General features: G+C 45.2%; 19 protein-coding genes. 16 read left to right on the top strand and 3 right to left on the bottom strand.

All coding sequences use genetic code 11. The annotated features are described in order from the left end of the window. Positions 1-155 precede the first annotated feature (155 nt). The 13 genes from DIJ65_RS06325 to DIJ65_RS06265 all read left to right on the top strand — a co-directional run bounded on the left by DIJ65_RS06325 (position 156) and on the right by DIJ65_RS06265 (position 9666). Positions 156-653 (top strand): TspO/MBR family protein, encoded by a 498-nt coding sequence (locus DIJ65_RS06325; protein ID WP_117299918.1) that lies wholly within the window; start codon positions 156-158, stop codon positions 651-653. Positions 654-862: 209 nt separating this feature from the next. Further along, positions 863-1339 carry a hypothetical protein gene (locus tag DIJ65_RS06320; protein ID WP_117299920.1) on the top strand — a complete coding sequence of 159 codons (477 nt, stop codon included), beginning with the start codon at positions 863-865 and terminating at the stop codon, positions 1337-1339. 149 nt (positions 1340-1488) lie between these two features. Beyond that, positions 1489-1923: an NUDIX domain-containing protein gene (locus tag DIJ65_RS06315; RefSeq protein WP_117299922.1), complete on the top strand. Its 435-nt coding sequence runs from the start codon at positions 1489-1491 to the stop codon at positions 1921-1923. A 237-nt stretch (positions 1924-2160) separates the two neighbouring features. Then, a complete protein-coding gene (locus tag DIJ65_RS16270) occupies positions 2161-2316 on the top strand; it encodes a hypothetical protein (RefSeq protein WP_154718713.1) in 156 nt (51 codons plus the stop codon). 425 nt (positions 2317-2741) lie between these two features. Then, positions 2742-3323: a hypothetical protein gene (locus tag DIJ65_RS06305; RefSeq protein WP_117299925.1), complete on the top strand. Its 582-nt coding sequence runs from the start codon at positions 2742-2744 to the stop codon at positions 3321-3323. Between the two features lie 310 nt (positions 3324-3633). Next, complete coding sequence (locus tag DIJ65_RS06300; protein ID WP_117299929.1) at positions 3634-4368, top strand: plasmid pRiA4b ORF-3 family protein; 735 nt, start codon at positions 3634-3636, stop codon at positions 4366-4368. Between the two features lie 132 nt (positions 4369-4500). Beyond that, positions 4501-5010 carry a YfiT family bacillithiol transferase gene (locus tag DIJ65_RS06295; protein ID WP_117299930.1) on the top strand — a complete coding sequence of 170 codons (510 nt, stop codon included), beginning with the start codon at positions 4501-4503 and terminating at the stop codon, positions 5008-5010. Positions 5011-5211: 201 nt separating this feature from the next. Next, on the top strand, positions 5212-6021 hold the full coding sequence (locus DIJ65_RS06290; RefSeq protein WP_117299932.1) for a tryptophan-rich sensory protein: 810 nt from the start codon (positions 5212-5214) through the stop codon (positions 6019-6021). Next, positions 6022-6309 carry a hypothetical protein gene (locus DIJ65_RS06285; RefSeq protein WP_117299933.1) on the top strand — a complete coding sequence of 96 codons (288 nt, stop codon included), beginning with the start codon at positions 6022-6024 and terminating at the stop codon, positions 6307-6309. It abuts the gene before it with no gap. 38 nt (positions 6310-6347) lie between these two features. Beyond that, the gene (locus tag DIJ65_RS06280; protein WP_117299935.1) at positions 6348-7190 is read left to right on the top strand and encodes an aldo/keto reductase; all 843 of its coding nucleotides are present in this window, start codon (positions 6348-6350) and stop codon (positions 7188-7190) included. 223 nt (positions 7191-7413) lie between these two features. Continuing rightward, positions 7414-7875 carry an inner membrane protein YiaA gene (gene yiaA / locus DIJ65_RS06275; protein ID WP_117299937.1) on the top strand — a complete coding sequence of 154 codons (462 nt, stop codon included), beginning with the start codon at positions 7414-7416 and terminating at the stop codon, positions 7873-7875. Between the two features lie 101 nt (positions 7876-7976). Then, positions 7977-8561: a hypothetical protein gene (locus tag DIJ65_RS06270; RefSeq protein WP_142836471.1), complete on the top strand. Its 585-nt coding sequence runs from the start codon at positions 7977-7979 to the stop codon at positions 8559-8561. 334 nt (positions 8562-8895) lie between these two features. After that, entirely contained in the window at positions 8896-9666 is a 771-nt protein-coding gene (locus DIJ65_RS06265) for a toxin regulator (protein WP_117299940.1), read from the top strand. A gap of 330 nt (positions 9667-9996) precedes the next feature. On the opposite strand, the gene DIJ65_RS06260 is transcribed toward DIJ65_RS06265, so the two are convergent. Further along, the gene (locus DIJ65_RS06260; RefSeq protein ID WP_117299942.1) at positions 9997-10194 is read right to left on the bottom strand and encodes a hypothetical protein; all 198 of its coding nucleotides are present in this window, start codon (positions 10192-10194) and stop codon (positions 9997-9999) included. 227 nt (positions 10195-10421) lie between these two features. Between DIJ65_RS06260 and DIJ65_RS06255 the strand changes: the two genes are divergently transcribed. The 3 genes from DIJ65_RS06255 to DIJ65_RS06245 all read left to right on the top strand — a co-directional run bounded on the left by DIJ65_RS06255 (position 10422) and on the right by DIJ65_RS06245 (position 14116). Next, positions 10422-11636, top strand: a complete 1215-nt coding sequence (locus DIJ65_RS06255) for an NADP-dependent malic enzyme (RefSeq protein ID WP_117299944.1) — start codon at positions 10422-10424, stop codon at positions 11634-11636. Between the two features lie 579 nt (positions 11637-12215). Then, complete coding sequence (locus tag DIJ65_RS06250) at positions 12216-13286, top strand: Ltp family lipoprotein (RefSeq protein ID WP_260678690.1); 1071 nt, start codon at positions 12216-12218, stop codon at positions 13284-13286. A gap of 224 nt (positions 13287-13510) precedes the next feature. Then, complete coding sequence (locus tag DIJ65_RS06245; protein WP_117299946.1) at positions 13511-14116, top strand: SAM-dependent methyltransferase; 606 nt, start codon at positions 13511-13513, stop codon at positions 14114-14116. A 46-nt stretch (positions 14117-14162) separates the two neighbouring features. On the opposite strand, the gene DIJ65_RS06240 is transcribed toward DIJ65_RS06245, so the two are convergent. Together DIJ65_RS06240 and DIJ65_RS06235 are read right to left on the bottom strand one after the other, a co-directional pair. Then, on the bottom strand, positions 14163-15146 hold the full coding sequence (locus DIJ65_RS06240) for a c-type cytochrome (protein ID WP_117299948.1): 984 nt from the start codon (positions 15144-15146) through the stop codon (positions 14163-14165). A gap of 324 nt (positions 15147-15470) precedes the next feature. Beyond that, positions 15471-17876, bottom strand: coding sequence for a S8 family serine peptidase (locus DIJ65_RS06235; RefSeq protein WP_117299950.1), 2406 nt, complete (start codon positions 17874-17876; stop codon positions 15471-15473). Positions 17877-18067: the final 191 nt, after the last annotated feature.

Genomic DNA, 18067 nt, shown 5'->3' with positions numbered 1-18067 from the left:
TCGCACAAACTATTCAGATAAATTTGATAGAAAAGCGGGATTTATGCTATTATATGGAAAATGGGAGGCGGAGTTTCAAGGGATTTAATATGGGGGCATGAGCGGCATAAGCCGCGTTCCTGGACGAGACAATTCAAATCAGAGGAGGAAAACGCATGGAGTTTCTGAAAGTGAATGGCAAGATCAACCCGGGCAAACTGGCGCTGAGCGTAGCGGTGCCGCTGGTCGGCGGCTCCTTATCCGGCGCGTTCGCAAACCGCAACACCAAAGAAGAGTACGCCGAATTGAAAAGGCCTTCCTTTTCCCCGCCGCCCTGGATCTTTCCTTTGGCATGGACCGCTTTGTACACGTCCATGGAGCTGGCGAAATACCGCGCGGCGGAAAAAGCTGCACTGAAAAACGAAACGGCGAAAGTGCTGCTCCCTTACAATCTGCAATTGGGCCTGAACTTCCTGTGGTCCTTCCTGTTCTTCAAATGGGGACTGCGCGGCACCGCACTTGCGGAAATGGTGTTGATGCTCGCCACAATCACGTGGTCGGCGTACGTATTTTATCAATACGATCAAACTGCCGGCAACCTCATGGTCCCGTACATCGCGTGGGTAATGTTCGCGATGGGCTTGAACGCTTCGATTTGGTGGTTGAATAAATGATGGGTAAGGGAGAAGCGTGTCAGGAAAAATGCGTTTCTACTATAATATAACGAATAGATAGACGGCAACAATTTCATTGATTCAACAGGAGTTGCACGGAGAATCCTTTATAGCGGGAAAAGGGGAAGAGTTCTTCGTGCATTTTGATTTTGCCGTTTTCAGGGAAGCAGTGATTGAAGAAATGCATTGAATTAAAAGAGGTGGAGATAATGCAGAAAATCAGCAAAAAGCGGCCGGCTTCTGTAAAGGTCCTGATTTTTCTTCATGTATTTTTAGCGGTTGGAGCAATTTATGGAGGCATAGCATTTATCTTGTCGCCCACAGGAGAAGACAATTACATGGACCTCCCCGTTTCTTACTTGGAGAACGACGTTTTCAGTAATTTTCTGATTCCCGGAATCCTCCTTTTCACTGTGCTTGGCGTTTTCCCGTTGGTCATCGCTTATTATTTATTCAGCAAAAGGCATTCCAAGTTTGGAGAGGCACTGAATGTTTTCAAAGACAAACACTGGATCTTGGGATTTTCCCTCTACATCGGGTTTGCGCTGATCATCTGGATCACGGTTCAGGTTTATTTGCTGCAAGTGGTCATCGGCCTTCACTTGTTCTATATGGCCTATGGTCTGCTCCTTCTGATCGCCAAGTTGTGGCCGAATGTCCAGAGGTATTATTTAAACCCGTATTAAAATATTTCGCGTTATTTGAAAAGAAACACTTCTGAACGACTGCCATGCCCGCTGCATAAACGTTGCGGGTGTGGCTTTTTCATTGCTGCGCTTTGAGAACGATTTTTTTGTTATAATAGCTACTTGAAATCACAAGCAGGAGGCGGGCAATGAGGACTTTTGGAGAACGCAATTATACTTTGAATTATTGGAAAAGAACCGGAGCGTATGCTGTCATTCAAAATGACAAACAACAATTTTTATGTGTAGAAGATTCGGACGGGATTTTATTTTTAGTTGGTGGTGGGGTTGAAGAAGATGAATCTCCAGAAAGTGCGTTATTAAGGGAAAGTGTTGAGGAAACAGGTCATGAAGTCCAAATCATTCAGCCTATAGGTAAAGCTGAAAGGCATTGGGTTTCAGCAAAATACCCCCATGACTCTCAACACAATATCGGAATATTGTATGCATGTGAACTGTTGGAAAAGATTGCAGAGCCAGTGGAACAAGAAAAAGTGTGCTGGGTTGATTTCAGTGATTTAGAAAAGCATCTTCTCCATGAACATCATTTATACATAATAAAGCAGCACTTGAATATTTCATAAGCATGGTAAAGGTTTATACATAATGGAAGAGACTCGGTGGCGGGTTTCTTTTTTTTATTGGCGTGAAAATTTCTATGAGCGGTTTTCGGGATTCTATGATACGAAACGCAGGGCGCTGCTGGATGAATTGTCGAAGATTGGTTGGGAATATTCCATTTAAAAGGAATTCAATAATAAATTTGCAGAACCGTCGACGGAAAATTTTCCGTGTGGCGGTTTTATTTAGGAAAGGCCTGCGTGGCTTTTGAGAGTAAATATTATGGAATCGACGATAAACGGGTAAAAATCGACGATAAACATGAAAAAATCGACGATAAACGGGTGAAAATCGACGATAAACATGAAAAAATCGACGATAAAACGCCATTACAACTTCGAATTCGGAAATCATAAATCTCATTGTTCCATTGAGTTTATTTTTTAAAAACAAATATTTCTCTGATAAAAGATCCTGTAGCTGCAGATAGAGCGATAACACTTATTAAGTTTACAACGCTCACAAAAGTATAAGGGGTATAAATAACCTGGATACTTTGGAAAATAATGAATAACCCGAAAATTACACTTATCAGAGTTAAAGATTTAGGGGTAGCTTTCCTTCGTTTATCTATTGAACTCGCTCCTTTGAAAAAACGATTTGGATGGATATCCTAAATTGTCTCATAAGGAAAGAAACAATTCAAAACTAACTTGGAAACATATTACCATTTATTCAATAAAAAGGGTTCAGCTTATTTATGTTAAAATATGTATAGAGTAAATGGGGAATTGTTCTTACACTAAAAGGAGCGTCTATTTAAGAGGTTGGAGGTATTAATGTGACGAAGAAAACGAAAAAAATCATTTTAAGTTTAGCAGGGTCAGCTGTTGTATTCATTCTATTAATGGCCTGGTTTTATCCCTATTCAGTTTTCAGTATTACGAAAAGCTATTCGTATACACCTGACCCTTTGGTTGTCGATGGATATGAGGAAGATTTAAATAAATTCAAAAGTTCTTTTGAAGAGGATTTAGCGGAAATGGAAGAAGCTGACCCAATAGATCTAACAACTGAGCGGACACAGTATGTCCTTCCGTTGTTTGAACAGGACTGGCTGCTCAGCAAAGAACCTGTAAATTTCAGTTTGGATGATTTAGATTACATTTTATTAGAAGTGAGAGGCGCCAGAATTACTTTACTGGAACTGTCAGCTGCCGAGGATTATGCAAAAGAAAGCCGGCAAAATTTAGTCGATAGTATCGAAAGTCTACTGTGGTTAGAAGAGCAAATTGAGGAAATAAAAACAGGGAAAGCCGAATCAAGAAAAACGCTGAATATTCAATTTGGCAATCTTCATATGAGTTTTTTAAACAACTTTATGATGTATAAAATTTTTTACGAAATGTCACGAAACGCATAAGAGGTGAAAAATAAAAAGATATGGATTACTTATCATCTAATTATGGTATCGATTCTCTTTGGTTTAATTGTGCTTAGTATTGTCGCCAATACCGGGAAGAGCATAGAAGATGTCGTTAGGGTCTTTAATAATACCGCTATATATATCAGTGCTCTCAACATTTTTATAGCCATGCCTGTTTGGATCGTGGTTTTGTTATTTAATAAGCGGAGATTAGAAACACTGGCAAAACGTACGACTAAATCCTATTGGGAAATGAAATATTTTGAAACATGCTTTAAAAAACTTTTCTGAGAGAGCAGGGCGAATTATGAAATCATACATCATCCGAATCGAACTTGAGCACTCCAATCCGCTGATTTGGCGCAAGGTGATCATGCCGGCAGGCGCCACTTTCAACATGCTCCATGACATTGTGCAGCAGACGAGCAATTTTCAGAGCGGCTATCCTATGGATGGCTATCATCTGTTCGAATTTGATTTGGCGGAAGACGGCATTCGGGTAACGAACGACGAGGAAGCCTACCATGAACATCAGTACTATAAGAAGAATAAAAAAGAGTTCGCGGAGCGGCTGAAGAATATGGAGCCGGAATATAAGCGGTTTGAAGAGGCTTATCAGGAGCGAATGGCGGCGGTTGTGCGGAAGCCTTCAGGCATCAAGATTGATGAATATCTGGAGAAGCATGGCGAGCTCATCTATCGCTATGATTTCGGAGACGGCTGGCAGTTCCGCATCCAACTGGAAGCAATCGTCGATGATTACTATTTCGGCTTCCCGACGCTGCTGGACGGGGCAGAGACAGCACCGCCGGAAGATGTCGGCGGCATACCCGGGTTTTACGAGTTCCTGAAAATTTACCGGAATCCCAAGCATCCGGAGCATAAAGAGACAAAAGTGTGGGCGGACAGTCAGTATTTCAGGGAGTATGATCCTGTTTGGGTTAACGATAATCTGAAAAGCAGAATGTACAAAAAGACGGAATGGGATAAGATCAATCATGAAAATTATCGAGTGATTGAGGATAAGTACCGGAAGGGTTGATGGATTGTGCCCTTTTGGAGTGCACTCAGGCAGTGGAATTCAGTTTCCTTTGTCAGCTCTAAAAAAGTGCCGTTAAGATAGTGAGCGTGAATGCGATCGCCACAAATACTGTTAAGGAAAGAGGTTAGAAGAATGGATATAAAATTTCCAATTGGACAATTACAGGTTCCTGAGTACGTGACAGCTGAACACACCCAGGAATGGCTCGGGAAAATCGGAACTTACACGACGCGGCTGCGGGAAGCAGTCGATGGCTTGAGTGATGCGCAATTGGCGGGCCAGTACAGAGAAGGCAGCTGGACCGTGCAGCAACTGGTACATCACATTGCGGATTCGCAATTGACCCTGTACCAGCGCCTGAAACTGGCTCTCACGGAGGACAATCCGACGGTTCTTTCTTTCGCCGAAGAACAATGGGCGACGCTGCCGGACAACGAACTGCCGGTGGAAAGTTCGATTCGGATACTGGATGGGCTGAACGAACGGATCGTCGCGCTCAGTCAGCATCTGACGGAATCCCAATTGGCCCGCATCTTCACCCATCAGATGGACGGCGAAACCAGCGTCGCGTCAACCCTGGCGAAGCTGTGCTGGCACGAAGAGCATCACCTGGCGCATATCTGGATTGCTTTGGAGAAGTGAATATTAAATAAAAAATTTGAAACCGTCGACAGAATTTATTCCGTTCGGCGGTTTTTGCTTTGCCAGGAAACAGTTTTACCGGGACGCCATTTCGGGAAGAGAAGAGTAACAAGGGACGTACCAGGAAATATTTTGCGGGAATCGATTCTGCAGAGAGAGGTTCATGGAATAAAAAATAGCGAACGGAAGGATGATTTCACGATGGATGAAAAGACGCTGAAAAAAACAACAATCTTCACGGTAGTTAATCTGGTTTTCTATTTCTTAACGCTCGGCGTAAATTACCTCGGATCTTCAGGGTTTTTTAATGGGCAGAGTCAGGCAGATATCTCAGAAAAATACACGACGCTCATAACTCCGGCATCTTTTGCTTTTTCGATTTGGGGTGTCATTTACAGTTTGCTGCTGATTACGCTGATTTATTTTTTGGTGAAAAGGAAGGACCCGAATGTCAGCAGGCTGGTGCTGCTGATTTCGCCTTTATTCATCGCGAGTTCCGTGTTCAATATGGGCTGGATCGTCGCTTTTTCGTATGAGCTGATGGGCGTATCCACGCTGCTGATTTTGGCCATGCTGTTCTCCTTGCTCTTCATCGTGGAAAGAATCTATAAAAACCGCTTTGATTTTCCTTCCACTCTTGCAGGGCTCAGTTTCACCCTCTACGGGTCGTGGGTGTTCATTGCCTCGATCGTCAACATCTCTGTGTTTTTGGTGCAACTGGAATGGGACGGGTTTGGAATTTCTGATTCCATCTGGACGATGATCGTATTGGGGATTGCCGTCGCGTTTGTCCTCCTTTACCTTGTACGTTTTAAAAACGCCGCTTTTCCGATTCCCATCGCCTGGGCTTTCTTTGCGATCTATAGTGCATACGCGAGCGGAGAGTTGGATCCCGCGATGTCGACGGCCATTCAAGTCATTCTTTTAACAGGAATCGGAATCTTTCTGGTTGCCGTTGTATGGGTATTTGTTAAAAATGGGAAGGCTCTGTTTCCGAAGCATGGGGGTTGAGTGAGGCAGATAGAAGAATCGCTGATAAACGGAAAAAAATCGCTGATAAACAGGAGAAAATCGCTGATAAACCATCGAAAATCGCTGATAAATGGAAGAATCGACGATAAACTCCAAGAAACCGACGATAAACCCGCAAAAATCGACGATAAACCCGCAAAAATCGACGATAAATCCAAAAAAATCGACGATAAAATGGCATATCCAAAATTAAGGTCAGCGCAACTTCCCGCGCTGGCCTCTTTTTATTTTCAGTCGGCAGAATTGTTTGAGTTTTCAATCAGGTAAGGGTAACCTTAAAGCAGAAACGTGAGGAGTGGAAGCGGATGGAAAGAGCAATACCAGAAGTGACGTTGAACGATGGCACCAACTTGCCGGTTACCGGACTCGGTACATACGGGCTGTGGGGCAATGCGGGGGCGAACGCGGTCGCAAGCGGAATCAATGCCGGATACCGGCTGATCGACACGGCGTATAATTACGAGAACGAAGGAGCCGTCGGGGAAGGCATCAGGCGCAGCGGCGTTTCCCGTGAAAATCTGTGGGTGACATCGAAACTGCCCGGCCGCTATCATACGTACGACAAAGCGATGGTGGCAATTCAGGAATCGCTGTACCGTTCAAATCTGGATTACTTCGATCTGTATTTGATCCACTGGCCGTTGCCGAATGAAGATTTATACGTGGAAGCGTGGCAAGCGTTGATTGATGCAAAGAAATGGGGCCTCGTCCGGTCGATCGGTGTCAGCAATTTCCTGCCTGAGCACTTGGAGCGCATTATTCTGGAGACCGGCGTAACGCCGAGTCTGAACCAGGTCGAACTGCATCCGTTCTTTAATCAGGAAGCGCAGCGGAGCATGCATGAGGAACTCAATATCCAAACACAGTCGTGGAGCCCGATTGCCAAAGCAGCGGCCATTATGACGAATGAAACAATCAGCCAAATCGCCGCGAACCACCACAAGACGATTGCCCAAGTGGTCTTGCGCTGGCAATACCAAATCGGCTCGATTTCGATTCCGCGTTCCACATCTCCCCAGCGGCAGCGGGAGAACCTGGAGATATTCAATTTCAGCTTGAGCGATGCTGAAATGAGTGTGATAGCAGGGTTGTCGCGTCCCAATGGCAGGTTGTTTGATATGGACCCGGCTACGCATGAGGAGTTTTGATCATTAAATCACTGGCTGAATAGAGGAAGTTGAGAGCCACCGGCGGGAGTCCTTCTGTTTGGTGGTTTTGTTTTGGGGAAAAATGAAAAAAGTTCCTTTTATCTTTCAAAAATTTTCCTTTGAGAAGTCATTCTGAAGCCCTACGAATATGGTAGAATAATCTTAATATTTAATTCTGTTAAATAGCGTTAATTCACATTATCAAAAGACAGGGGCTGGATTTATGTTGGGGGAAAGAGAAGAAGATGTGTTTGTAAAGAAACCGGCGGAGAAGCGCAGACTGGGTGAACCGACAGGCGCATTCGTTGGCGCGGCTTGGGGTGCATTGCTGATCGGCGTATCGTCGTATTTGATCGGGCTGTACAACGCGGGAATGGAATTGAATGAAAAAGGTTATTATATCGTATTGCTGATTCTTGGCCTTTACTCGGCCGTGTCGCTTCAAAAAGCCGTCCGAGACCGTGACGAAGGAATGAAAGTCACGAACCTCTACTACGGCATCAGTTGGTTCGCGCTGATTTCGTCCATCGCGCTCATGGCAATCGGCCTGTTCAACGCCGGCAGCATCATTTTGAGCGAGAAAGGTTTTTATGGCATCTCATTTGTCTTGAGTTTGTTCGCTGTTGTCACTGTGCAGAAGAACGTGCGGGATGCGGAAGAGGCGAAGGATATGGGGGAGAAATAAAACAGGGTACTCTATCAAGGCAGTTCCAAACAATATCAATAAAGTAAGAGCGTCCGGTAAATGCCGGGCGTTTTGTTTTATATTTAAGGGGGAGAGCTGTGGTGAGAAGTTCGATTAGGACGTTATTTATTCTTATGGGAGCCGGTACGGTATTTTATCTGTTCATGAAATACAGTTATTTAGTGGGCTTTTTATTTTTAAATTCAATCATTGGCGCGCTCACTTTCTTGGCAGCCCTAATTGGGGCAATCTGGGCAACGGTTAAGCTGGATCGCATCATCTCGGAAAGCCGCTATGAATTTCCTGTCCACTCGGCTGCGATTCTGTTGATGTCACTGTTCTTTGCCTATCAAATGTTTGCTTCGCATTTTTATTCGGAGCAATATTTGAAGGCGGAGGGATTGGAAAAAGTGGAACAGCTGTTTGAGCTGGCAGAAATGGACCTTGATGAAAACGAATTGCGTGCCAGAGCGGAACAAATTGCGGTGAAAGAGTCGGCATACGTCATTTCGTTATATGGTGTTAATTCGCGTCCTGATGGAATCGAAGAATTGGAAGTGCTGGAATTCAAACGCAGATATCATGCATACGATCTTGTGGTTGGCGGGAATGGCAAAAGCGCGAGCTTCACCTTTATACGCGACGGGCTCGATTTTAAGATCAGTGGAAATTCGATTATGGAATAAAGGCGGATAGACTTTTTTTATAACAGGTAAATAACAAACGAAGTTTTTAGATCTCAACAGGGCAATGAACCTGCTTCTATAATGGAATATTTCCGTACGAGTACACAGTGCTGTTCCGGGATTCGCATAATGAAGATACTGGATATCTGCGTTGCAGAATTCTTGGAAAGCATCGCGGTATGTTTGGATGACATCTTTTGCATACTATTTAAGTTGGATCTTACCATTTAATTAATTATGTAATAAGGCATATTTAATTTTAATAATTGTATTAATTAAACTGCAAGTATACTATGATGGTTCAATAGAGATATTGAAAAGGGGAATTGTTGAAATGGAGAAAATTACAGCTTTTGTAAAACGCAGATGGAGATACATAGTAGTGGCATTGATCGCATTGATAATTGGAGCAAGCTTTGGACCTTCTCAGTCTGAGGTCGACGCCTCTACAGATGAAAATCTTAAGAAGCAAGAAACCCTCGAAGCAGCAAATGAGGAATTGGCTTCGAAAATCAAAACGCTTGAATCTGCTAATGATGATTCAGCTGTAAAGATTAAAGAATTGGAAGCGAAGGTAAAAGAAGCAGAACCATTTTTCCTCTTGGAAGAAAAAGAACGAAAAGCGAAAGAAGCCGAATTGAAGAAAAAAGAAGATGAAGAAAAAGCGAAGAAAGCTGCAGAAGAAGCTGCTGCCAAAGAGAAAGCTGATGCTGAAGCTAAAGCGAAAGAAGAAGCAGAGGCGAAAAAAGCAGCGGAAGAAAAAGCTGCAGCTGAGGAAGCGGAAAGAGTCGGTTATGATACTGGTATCACTTATGATCAGTTAGCAAGAAACCCTGATGACTATTTATTTGAAAAAGTTAAGTTCCGGGGAACTGTCATTCAAGTAATGGAAGGCGATGGCCTGACACAAATAAGATTGGCTGTAAATGATGATTATGATCTTATCCTATTTGCAGAGTTTGATGCTGCAGTGCTGGACTCTCGCATTTTAGAAGACGACACTATCACAATTAGAGGCTTATCAAGCGGTTTAATTACTTACGAATCTACAATGGGTGGATCAATTTCTATTCCTGGCGTTATTATTGATCAGATCGAGCAATAGGAATTTAGGAAAATCCATTTCAAGAGAAAAAATCTGAACGATTTGGACAAGGTACTACAATTTACGTCATTCTTAATTGAATAATAGTACCTCATCGTGGAAGATTTTGCGGTCAATAATCATGCCGTTTCTTCTTTCCGGACCGAAAAATATGTCTTGCGCGTAAAAAGTGCCGGTTTCTATAGGAGTCATATTTTTTCTATCATATAGAAACGACCAGCAAATCAGAATACAATTTGCTGGTCGTTTTTTCTATTTTCACGTTTTGCGATAGGGGAAAACACCTGACTCAAATGTGAGCTTCTCATCCCAAGAGGCTCAAACCGAGCATCAGGGAAGACGGTTATTCTTGGTTTCAGTTAACGTATTATTTTCATCTGGAGTATGCGCACCATCTTTTAACGACTGGTTTTTCTGTTCCTGTTGATTGGAGTTCTGGTTATGGGAAGTTTGCTCCTTTTTTTCTTCAAGAAGTTCATTCATTTTTTTAATATTCTTATCTTGTTCAGATGATTGTTGATTACTCATAGGAATCTTCCTTTCACAGCAGTTTTTTTATGTATTCCCGAAACGCATAGAGATAAACAGGGAGAGACTTGATCGGCCTCAGTGCTAGTCAAAATGCAATATGTTTTATGCAGTGCATTTCTTTTTGTCTCAGTCAAAAGTCTGAATATTCTTTAATTGGAGCCCAAACTCTTCTAATCTTCCCTAATATCTATATAATGAAGAATTATGAATAGGGAGTGGAAGCGATGACAAATCTGAAACAGGAAGCGCTGAAAATGCACCGGGAACATCAGGGGAAATTGGAGATTGTTTCAAAAGTCGCTTTGAGAAATGAGTATGATTTGAGTTTGGCTTACTCTCCCGGAGTCGCGGAACCGTGCAAGGAAATTAAGCGGGATAAAGCGGCCGCATATGACTATACGATGAAAGGCAATACCGTCGCTGTTTTGACGAATGGCACGGCGGTGCTTGGCCTTGGCAATATCGGGCCGGATGCTTCGATGCCGGTCATGGAAGGGAAAGCGGCGCTGCTGAAGAGTTTTGCGGGAGTCGATGCCTTTCCGATCGCTTTGAAAACGGAAGATCCGGAAGAGATCATTCGGACTGTCAAATTGATGGAACCCGGATTTGGCGGTGTGAATCTGGAAGACATAAAAGCGCCCGAGTGTTTTATTATCGAAGAACGCCTGCGGCAGGAAATGGACATTCCGGTGTTCCATGATGACCAGCACGGCACGGCAATCGTCACGCTGGCAGGTTTGATCAATGCGCTGAAACTGACAGGCCGTGCTGTGGACGAAACGAAAGTGGTCGTTAACGGAGCAGGGGCTGCCGGAATTGCGGTGGTGAAACTGCTGAGTGGTTTCGGTTTCCCGAATATCATCATGTGCGATACCAAAGGAGCGGTCTATGAAGGGCGCCCGAATGGCATGAATTCGTACAAAGTGCAGGTTGCGGAGATGACCAATTTCCATAAAGAAAAAGGCCAGCTGGCAGATGTGATCCAGGGAGCCGATGTCTTTATCGGCGTCTCGGCTGAAGGGGCGCTGACACAGGACATGATCCGTTCCATGAATGCCGATGCAATCATTTTCGCCATGGCCAATCCGAATCCCGAGATTCTGCCGCATCTGGCGAAAGAAGCCGGCGCGCGCGTTGTCGGCACCGGCCGTTCCGATTTTCCGAACCAGGTCAATAACGTGCTTGCGTTTCCGGGGATATTCCGCGGCGCGCTTGATGTGCGGGCAAGCGATATCAATGAAGCCATGAAGATTGCCGCCGTCAAGGCGATTGCCGGCTTGCTGGAAGTAAATGACCTTCATAATGATTACGTTATCCCAGCACCCTTCGATCCGCGCGTTGCGCCGGCCGTAGCAGAAGCCGTTGCCCGGGCAGCTGTCGAGACAGGAGTGGCGAGGAAGCCTGTGGTTGAGAAGGTGGAAGTGTTTGCGGAGAAATAGGTGAAGTGTGAATGATGGTATTGGCGAGCAGATTTAGGAGAATCGCTGATAAACGGTGAAAAATCGCTGATAAACTCATAAAAATCGCTGATAAACCTATGAAAATCGACGATAAAACGTGAGAAGCCCAAAAAGGCAAGCGCTCTTTCCGAGCGCTTGCCTTTTTCAATTCATTTTCCGAAGAAGCATAGCCCTGTGTCAACCACAATTCATTTTTTATTAAGAAACTGCATTTTTATATTAAGGAGCTAAGCAGCCGCAAGGGTGGAAATATAGAATCACATTTTTTTATTGCAGTTTCTAAATAGTTATAACTGAACGGCGCATAGGCGGAATTCAGGAATTACTAAATATAAATTCTCGGCTGGCCTAACCCAGTTAAAAGGTCAATGGGGTGTATAGTCATACTTATAGGAGTTCTAATAGAGTGACTTAATCTAATGGGATCTCATCCTTAATTAAAATAATGATTATTAGTAGTATTAAATTTTCTTAATATTAATAATTATATGATAATTGTGTTAAAATTAAATCAATAAAGTTTGAATAAAGAAAGTGATCCTTAGCTGTCAATTATAATTGCCTTTTGTTTGTATTAAGAATTCTCACTATAAAATTGCATGCCAGCAGAATGGGGGGAGGGGAACTGAGAACCTGTACCGCAACTTAATATGCTGTAGGGAGGGTGTACTCATGTGGGAAAGTAAAAAAATTCTATGGGTGGCAGGTCTAACAATTTTTCTAAGTGGTTGTGGGGAAGAAGTTAGTAATACGGAGGAGCCTTTGGTTGATCAGGAGGAAGTCGAAGCGACAGAAATGGAGAAAAAGGCTGCGGAAGAAGAGAAAGTAAAAGCAGAGGAAGAAGCAAAAGCCAAGGCAGAGGAAGAAGCAAAGGCAAAAGCTGAGGAAGAAGCGAAGGCCAAAGCAGAGGAAGAAGCAAAAGCCAAAGCGGAGGAAGAAGCAAAAGCCAAAGCGGAGGAAGAAGCGAAAGCTAAAGCGGAGGAAGAAGCAAAAGCCAAAGCAGAGGAAGAAGCGAAGGCAAAAGCAGAGGAAGAAGCGAAGGCAAAAGCAGAGGAAGAAGCGAAGGCAAAAGCTGAGGAAGAAGCGAAAGCCAAAGCTGAGGAAGAAGCGAAAGTTAAAGCAGAGGAAGAAGCAAAAGCCAAAGCAGAGGAAGAAGCGAAGGCCAAAGCAGAGGAAGAAGCGAAGGCCAATGCGGAGACGGTATCGCAGCAACAAGCGGTGGGAATGGCTGAGAATTATTTAAATTACACTGCTTTTTCTAAGAGCGGATTAATCGAACAGTTAGTATTTGAAGAGTTCAGTAATGCAGATGCCACTTACGCTGTAGAAAAAATCAATGTAGATTGGAGGGAACAGGCAGTAAAAATGGCAGAGAATTATCTCGAGTACACTGCTTTTTCAAGAACGGGTTTAATAGGTCAACTAGAATTTGAAGGTTTTAATAATGCTGATGCTACTTACGCTGCAGATAAAATCACTGCGGATTGGGGTGCGCAGGCAGTAAAAATGGCAGAGAATTATCTTGAATACACTGCTTTCTCAAGAGCCGGTTTGATCGACCAATTAGTATTTGAAGGATTCAGTAATGCAGATGCTACTGCTGCTGTCGATGCAGTAGGGCTTCAATAAAATAAAATTCTGCACAGAACAAGAAAAAAGCGATGATTTCTTTGGAAAAAGAAATCGTCGTCTTTTTATTATCACTGCAAGTGAAACCAAAGTTCTTCATGGAAATCCCGTAACCCCCTGAGAGTTAAAAACAAACCATCCCCCATCTTCCTACAAGCACAATCTTTCCATCTTTTTTGTTTGGCGGTTATGCTGGAAGCAATACGATTTTAGGAGGCACCGGTATGACTACATGGCACGAACGTTTTCAGGAAGACGATTATTTATACGGCACGGAGCCGAATGAATTCATCGAAATGATGCATGCAAAACTTGGACTCACAGGAGATGCACTCGCGATAGCGGAAGGGGAAGGCCGTAACGCGGTCCATCTTGCCGAACAGGGCATGCGCGTCACCGCCTGGGATTTTGCAAAGAGCGGTCTGGCGAAAACAGAGAAGTTGGCACAGGAGCGGAAAGTCAGCGTTTTCGTTGCGGAAGTGGATTTGGCGCAGGCTGAATGGCCTGAAGGGAAATGGGATGAAATCATCTGTGTGTTTGGCCACTTTCCGAAAGAAGTCCAACAGAAAACCTTTGAGGGTGTGCGGCGCGCTTTGAAACCGGGCGGCTATTTCCTGATGGAAGTGTATTCTGAAGAGCAGCTCAAATTTGGCACAGGGGGACCGAAAAAAGAATCGTTCCTGTATCGGCCGGAAGAAGTGCTGGCGGCATTTGCCGATTTCCGCCTCGTCCATTTCTTTACGGGCGAAGTTGAACGGAATGAAGGAAAGATGCACAAGGGGTTGTCGCACGTCATCCAGCTTGCTGCGCAAAAGCCGATAGATGAATAGAAAAGAGAACACCCATCGCCGAATCAGGCGATGGGTGTTCTGCTGTTTATTCGGCTCCTTTTCCGAGCACTTCATTCCAGTCGATCGTACCGTCCTTGACCTGGTCGCGGCGTTCTTTGGTCATGGCATCCGGCGGGCGGTTGCCATTTGGCCAGTCCTGCTCATGGCCTTCCCATTCCGGGCGGTCCTGCGATAGGACAAAAGCAGCGAGGTCACTCGCTTCCTGGTCGGATAAAGTCTGCTCAGCGCCTTTTGGCATGTTGTTCTGCAAGTAACCGGCCATTTTCGACATGCGCGCGAGTCCTGCGCCGTCATTGAACGAGCCCTCTCCCCAAACGGCTGGACCGGTGTTCGAGCCGGTTCCCGAGCCGTCCGCAGCGTGGCACGCAATGCAACTGGACTGATAGAGCTTTTCGCCGTTATTGACATCCGGCAGCGGAACATCTTCCATATTATTGTTATGGCGCCATGGCATGTCGGCGCCTACAGGGATGCCTTCCGAAATGTACGTGAAATAAGCGATCATGGCATCCATGTCCTCATCATCTTCCGCGAACATTTCACCGTTCATGCTGCGGACCATGCAGCCGTTGATGCGTTCTTCCAGTGTCACGATTTCACCGGAGCGGCCTATGTACATCGGATAAGCGGAAGCCATTCCGACGAGCGACGAAGAATCTTCCTCGAGTCCTGCTCCTGCGTGGCAGCTCGTGCAGGATAATGCATTGATGAGCTCTTGGCCGTCTTCCACACTGGCCGCATCCGCGCGCAGCACTTCAGATGTGTTGTTGACGAGTTCATAGCCCCGTTTCACCGCTTCACCTTCCGGCCCTTTCGGCACGTTTTCCAAAGATGGGGGGGCATGCGAAATCCCTGCCGTTGCTTCTTGTGTTTGGGTTGTTTCGGTGCTGTCTGGTTGGACTTCCGCTGATTTGGATTTCTCAGCAGACAGTTCGCTGTTCAAAACACCGATGGCCACGACAGCAAGTATCAATAAGAAAATGCTGGCATAGCCGATATTTTTCATCATGTCGAACACTCCTTTCATGTCACTTCAACTCTAACAAATACTCCCAATTCCGGATGTGACCTTTCTCACAGCCTGGCCTGGTGGCGCGTGAAAAGTTTGTGAACAGATTGAACGAGCATGCTGGTCACAGCGCTTCCATACAAGGGGAAATGGACAGGTGGCAAAACAAAGAACCTAAAAGGGGGGCGATTAGAAAAAGTTACTGGCACAAAGGCCTCGCTTGATGAGAAAGGGAATTGAAGCCCCACTACAGGGGCGATTAATTTTCCCCGCACAAAAAGACGGGGGAAATCCCCCGTCTTTTGTGTTCATGTGTTATTGAATTTATTCAGCGTTGATTGTCAGAACGCCGCCGACAAATTCGATATCTCTGTCACCTTTTTTCGCGTACGCATTGATTTGGTAACCGCCTGGAGTTAATGGCGCTCCGTCGATCGTCATATCCCAAGTGAATGAGTGTAAGCCGCGTGGCAGATCTGTTGCTTGAGCTGTTGTTGTCAATAACTCGCCTGTTGCTGCGTTGCGGATGCGAAGCTCAAAATGGTCTGCGCCAGCCGGCAAGTTCACGTTGCCGACAAGGTTACCGCCTGAAAGGCCCAAAGCGATTGAAGTGATCAACGGGTAATCCGGCTGTTGAACAAACAGGATTGTTGGTACTTCAATTGTTTGCGTACCGTCACTCAAAATGAATGTTCCTTCGTAGTATCCAGGTGCCAATTTCCCTGCGTCAACTTGGACACTGAAGTTCAGGTCCTGTGTTTTGCCTGGCTGCACTTGAAGGTTTTTGCTTGTTTGAACTTTGATGCCTTCGTGTCCAGTGAATTTGATCGAGTAGTTTTTGCGCTCGTCCGAAAGGTTATGGACAGTGAATTTCTGGCGCTTCACTTCTTTGTCGTCATTGTTTTCAAAGATTCCGAAAGAGTGGCTGCCAGGAAGTGCCAATGTTTCTGTGTTGATGGCATCAAGAACGCGGATGCTTCCTGCGCCCTGCGAGTTATGCGGGTAAAGCGTGCCGTCTGCATCGTAGATTTTTTCTGCAGTATTCATCAACGCCGCTTTGACAAAGTCTACGTCCCAGTCAGGATGCGCTTGAAGAACCAACGCTGCTGCTCCCGCTACGTGCGGTGCTGACATTGAAGTTCCCTGCATTGAAGCATAGCCGTGCGGGTTCGCCGGATTATGCGTTGGAACTGTTGAGACGATTGCAACTCCAGGAGCTGAAACGTCCGGTTTGATCATCCACGTGTCCATAACGGGACCGCGTGATGAGAAGCTTGCCATCGTTTCGCCGACTGCTTGAGCGAATTCGATATCAAATGAAATCGTGTTGTTTCCTGCTGCCAATTCAGCAAGCAGTTTTTGGCCGTCCGCCAGTGTTGTGCGGATTGTTGGAAGTGCTAGGCCTGGAACGTTCGGCACTTCGCCTGCCACGTTATTGTACATCACAACGCCAACTGCTCCGGCGTTTTTAGCATTTTGCACTTTGTCGACAAACGCGAAATCACCACGTGAGATCAACGCAATTTTGCCTGCAACGTCAACATTTGCAAAGTTAGCTGATGATCCAAGACCTGAATCAACAAATTCATATTCGCCTTCATTCAACGCCAGAAGCGCCTCTTCATTTGGGAAGCCCATTGTGGCAGCTGAAGGATAAGTTACACCTTCAGAAGTGAACAGCTCAGCGCTGTACATATTGTAAGGAAGTTGTGTTGCGCCAACTGAGATCGCTTCACGGGAAGTTCCCGGAGATCCGACTGTCCAGTTTTTAGGACCGCTGTTGCCGTTAGAAGTGACTGCAACCACGCCGTCAGCCATCGCTGTATCCAACGCGATGCTTGTTGCATAATCAGGGTCGTTTACTGCTGCGCCAAGAGAAAGGTTCATCACGTCTGCACCGTCAGTAACTGCGCGTTCGATACCAGCGATTACGTTCGCTGTTGTTCCTCTGCCGCCAGGTCCAAGAACACGGTAGGCAAGAAGCGTAGCATCAGGTGCCACACCTTTGATGTTGCCGTTAGCTGCAATCGTACCCGATACGTGAGAACCGTGGTTCGTTGAAGCTCCGCGTGGGTCGCCCGCAGGTGTTTCCTGTGGGTCGTTGTCGTTATCTACAAAATCCCAGCCTTTATAGTCGCCGAAAGCGTGCGCCAGATCCGGGTGCGTGTAGTCAGCACCGGTATCAAGAACTGCTACGGTAACGCCTTCGCCTGTATAGCCAGCTGCCCATGCGTCATCAGAACCGATGAACGGTGCGCTGTCCAACATTTGCGGGCTGTAAAGTTCAGGATCGATCGACGCCGCATCAAACGGCGTGACCAGGTACTCCTGGTTGGAATAAACCGCTTTAACGCCAGCGGTTTCCGCTAATGTATTTAGATCGCTTGAAGCGATTTCAATCGAGAAGCCTGAGAATACAGTATCGTATTCCTGGATCAGCTCAACCGAAACGCCGTCTTCCTGCAATTCAGCAAGAATCCGGTCGCGCTCCTTGCTTAAGAATTGTTCACTTTGACTCTTTCCGTTATGTTTTGCCTGTAAGATCGATTCCGCGTCCAGTTCAACAATGACAGTCAGTTCTTCTAATGCAGTGGCACCTTCATTGAGGTGCAGTGTCGCCGGTGAAGAGTCAGGTGTTGAAGTATTAGCAAAACCCTGTCCGCCGAACGACGAGATTGCCAATAGGAAAATCAATGCATAAATCGAAAAACGCTTAAAATTCTGCTGCATTCATGTTTGCCCCTTAAATTCGTATTTTTTTGGAACCTTCGACGGAATAGTGCTGTGTTGAGTGATACCTCCTTATAACTAATTCTATTCCAATCTTTGTAATTTTACTTTAATTTACACAATAGTTCTATAAATATTCTGAAAATGATATTATTATACTATTTGTTTTATTCAGACACCTATAGAATGTA

The organism is Planococcus salinarum (genome assembly GCF_007004625.1).
In the GTDB taxonomy this organism is placed as follows: domain Bacteria; phylum Bacillota; class Bacilli; order Bacillales_A; family Planococcaceae; genus Planococcus; species Planococcus salinarum.
This window is presented reverse-complemented; position numbering and strand designations above follow the sequence as displayed.

Coding starts and splice junctions, on each gene's coding strand:
- DIJ65_RS06325 (WP_117299918.1), top strand. CDS start 156: ATGGAGTTTCTGAAAGTGAATGGCAAGATCAACCCGGGCAAACTGGCG.
- DIJ65_RS06320 (WP_117299920.1), top strand. CDS start 863: ATGCAGAAAATCAGCAAAAAGCGGCCGGCTTCTGTAAAGGTCCTGATT.
- DIJ65_RS06315 (WP_117299922.1), top strand. CDS start 1,489: ATGAGGACTTTTGGAGAACGCAATTATACTTTGAATTATTGGAAAAGA.
- DIJ65_RS06300 (WP_117299929.1), top strand. CDS start 3,634: ATGAAATCATACATCATCCGAATCGAACTTGAGCACTCCAATCCGCTG.
- DIJ65_RS06295 (WP_117299930.1), top strand. CDS start 4,501: ATGGATATAAAATTTCCAATTGGACAATTACAGGTTCCTGAGTACGTG.
- DIJ65_RS06290 (WP_117299932.1), top strand. CDS start 5,212: ATGGATGAAAAGACGCTGAAAAAAACAACAATCTTCACGGTAGTTAAT.
- DIJ65_RS06280 (WP_117299935.1), top strand. CDS start 6,348: ATGGAAAGAGCAATACCAGAAGTGACGTTGAACGATGGCACCAACTTG.
- yiaA (WP_117299937.1), top strand. CDS start 7,414: ATGTTGGGGGAAAGAGAAGAAGATGTGTTTGTAAAGAAACCGGCGGAG.
- DIJ65_RS06265 (WP_117299940.1), top strand. CDS start 8,896: ATGGAGAAAATTACAGCTTTTGTAAAACGCAGATGGAGATACATAGTA.
- DIJ65_RS06260 (WP_117299942.1), bottom strand. CDS start 10,194: ATGAGTAATCAACAATCATCTGAACAAGATAAGAATATTAAAAAAATG.
- DIJ65_RS06255 (WP_117299944.1), top strand. CDS start 10,422: ATGACAAATCTGAAACAGGAAGCGCTGAAAATGCACCGGGAACATCAG.
- DIJ65_RS06245 (WP_117299946.1), top strand. CDS start 13,511: ATGACTACATGGCACGAACGTTTTCAGGAAGACGATTATTTATACGGC.
- DIJ65_RS06240 (WP_117299948.1), bottom strand. CDS start 15,146: ATGATGAAAAATATCGGCTATGCCAGCATTTTCTTATTGATACTTGCT.
- DIJ65_RS06235 (WP_117299950.1), bottom strand. CDS start 17,876: ATGCAGCAGAATTTTAAGCGTTTTTCGATTTATGCATTGATTTTCCTA.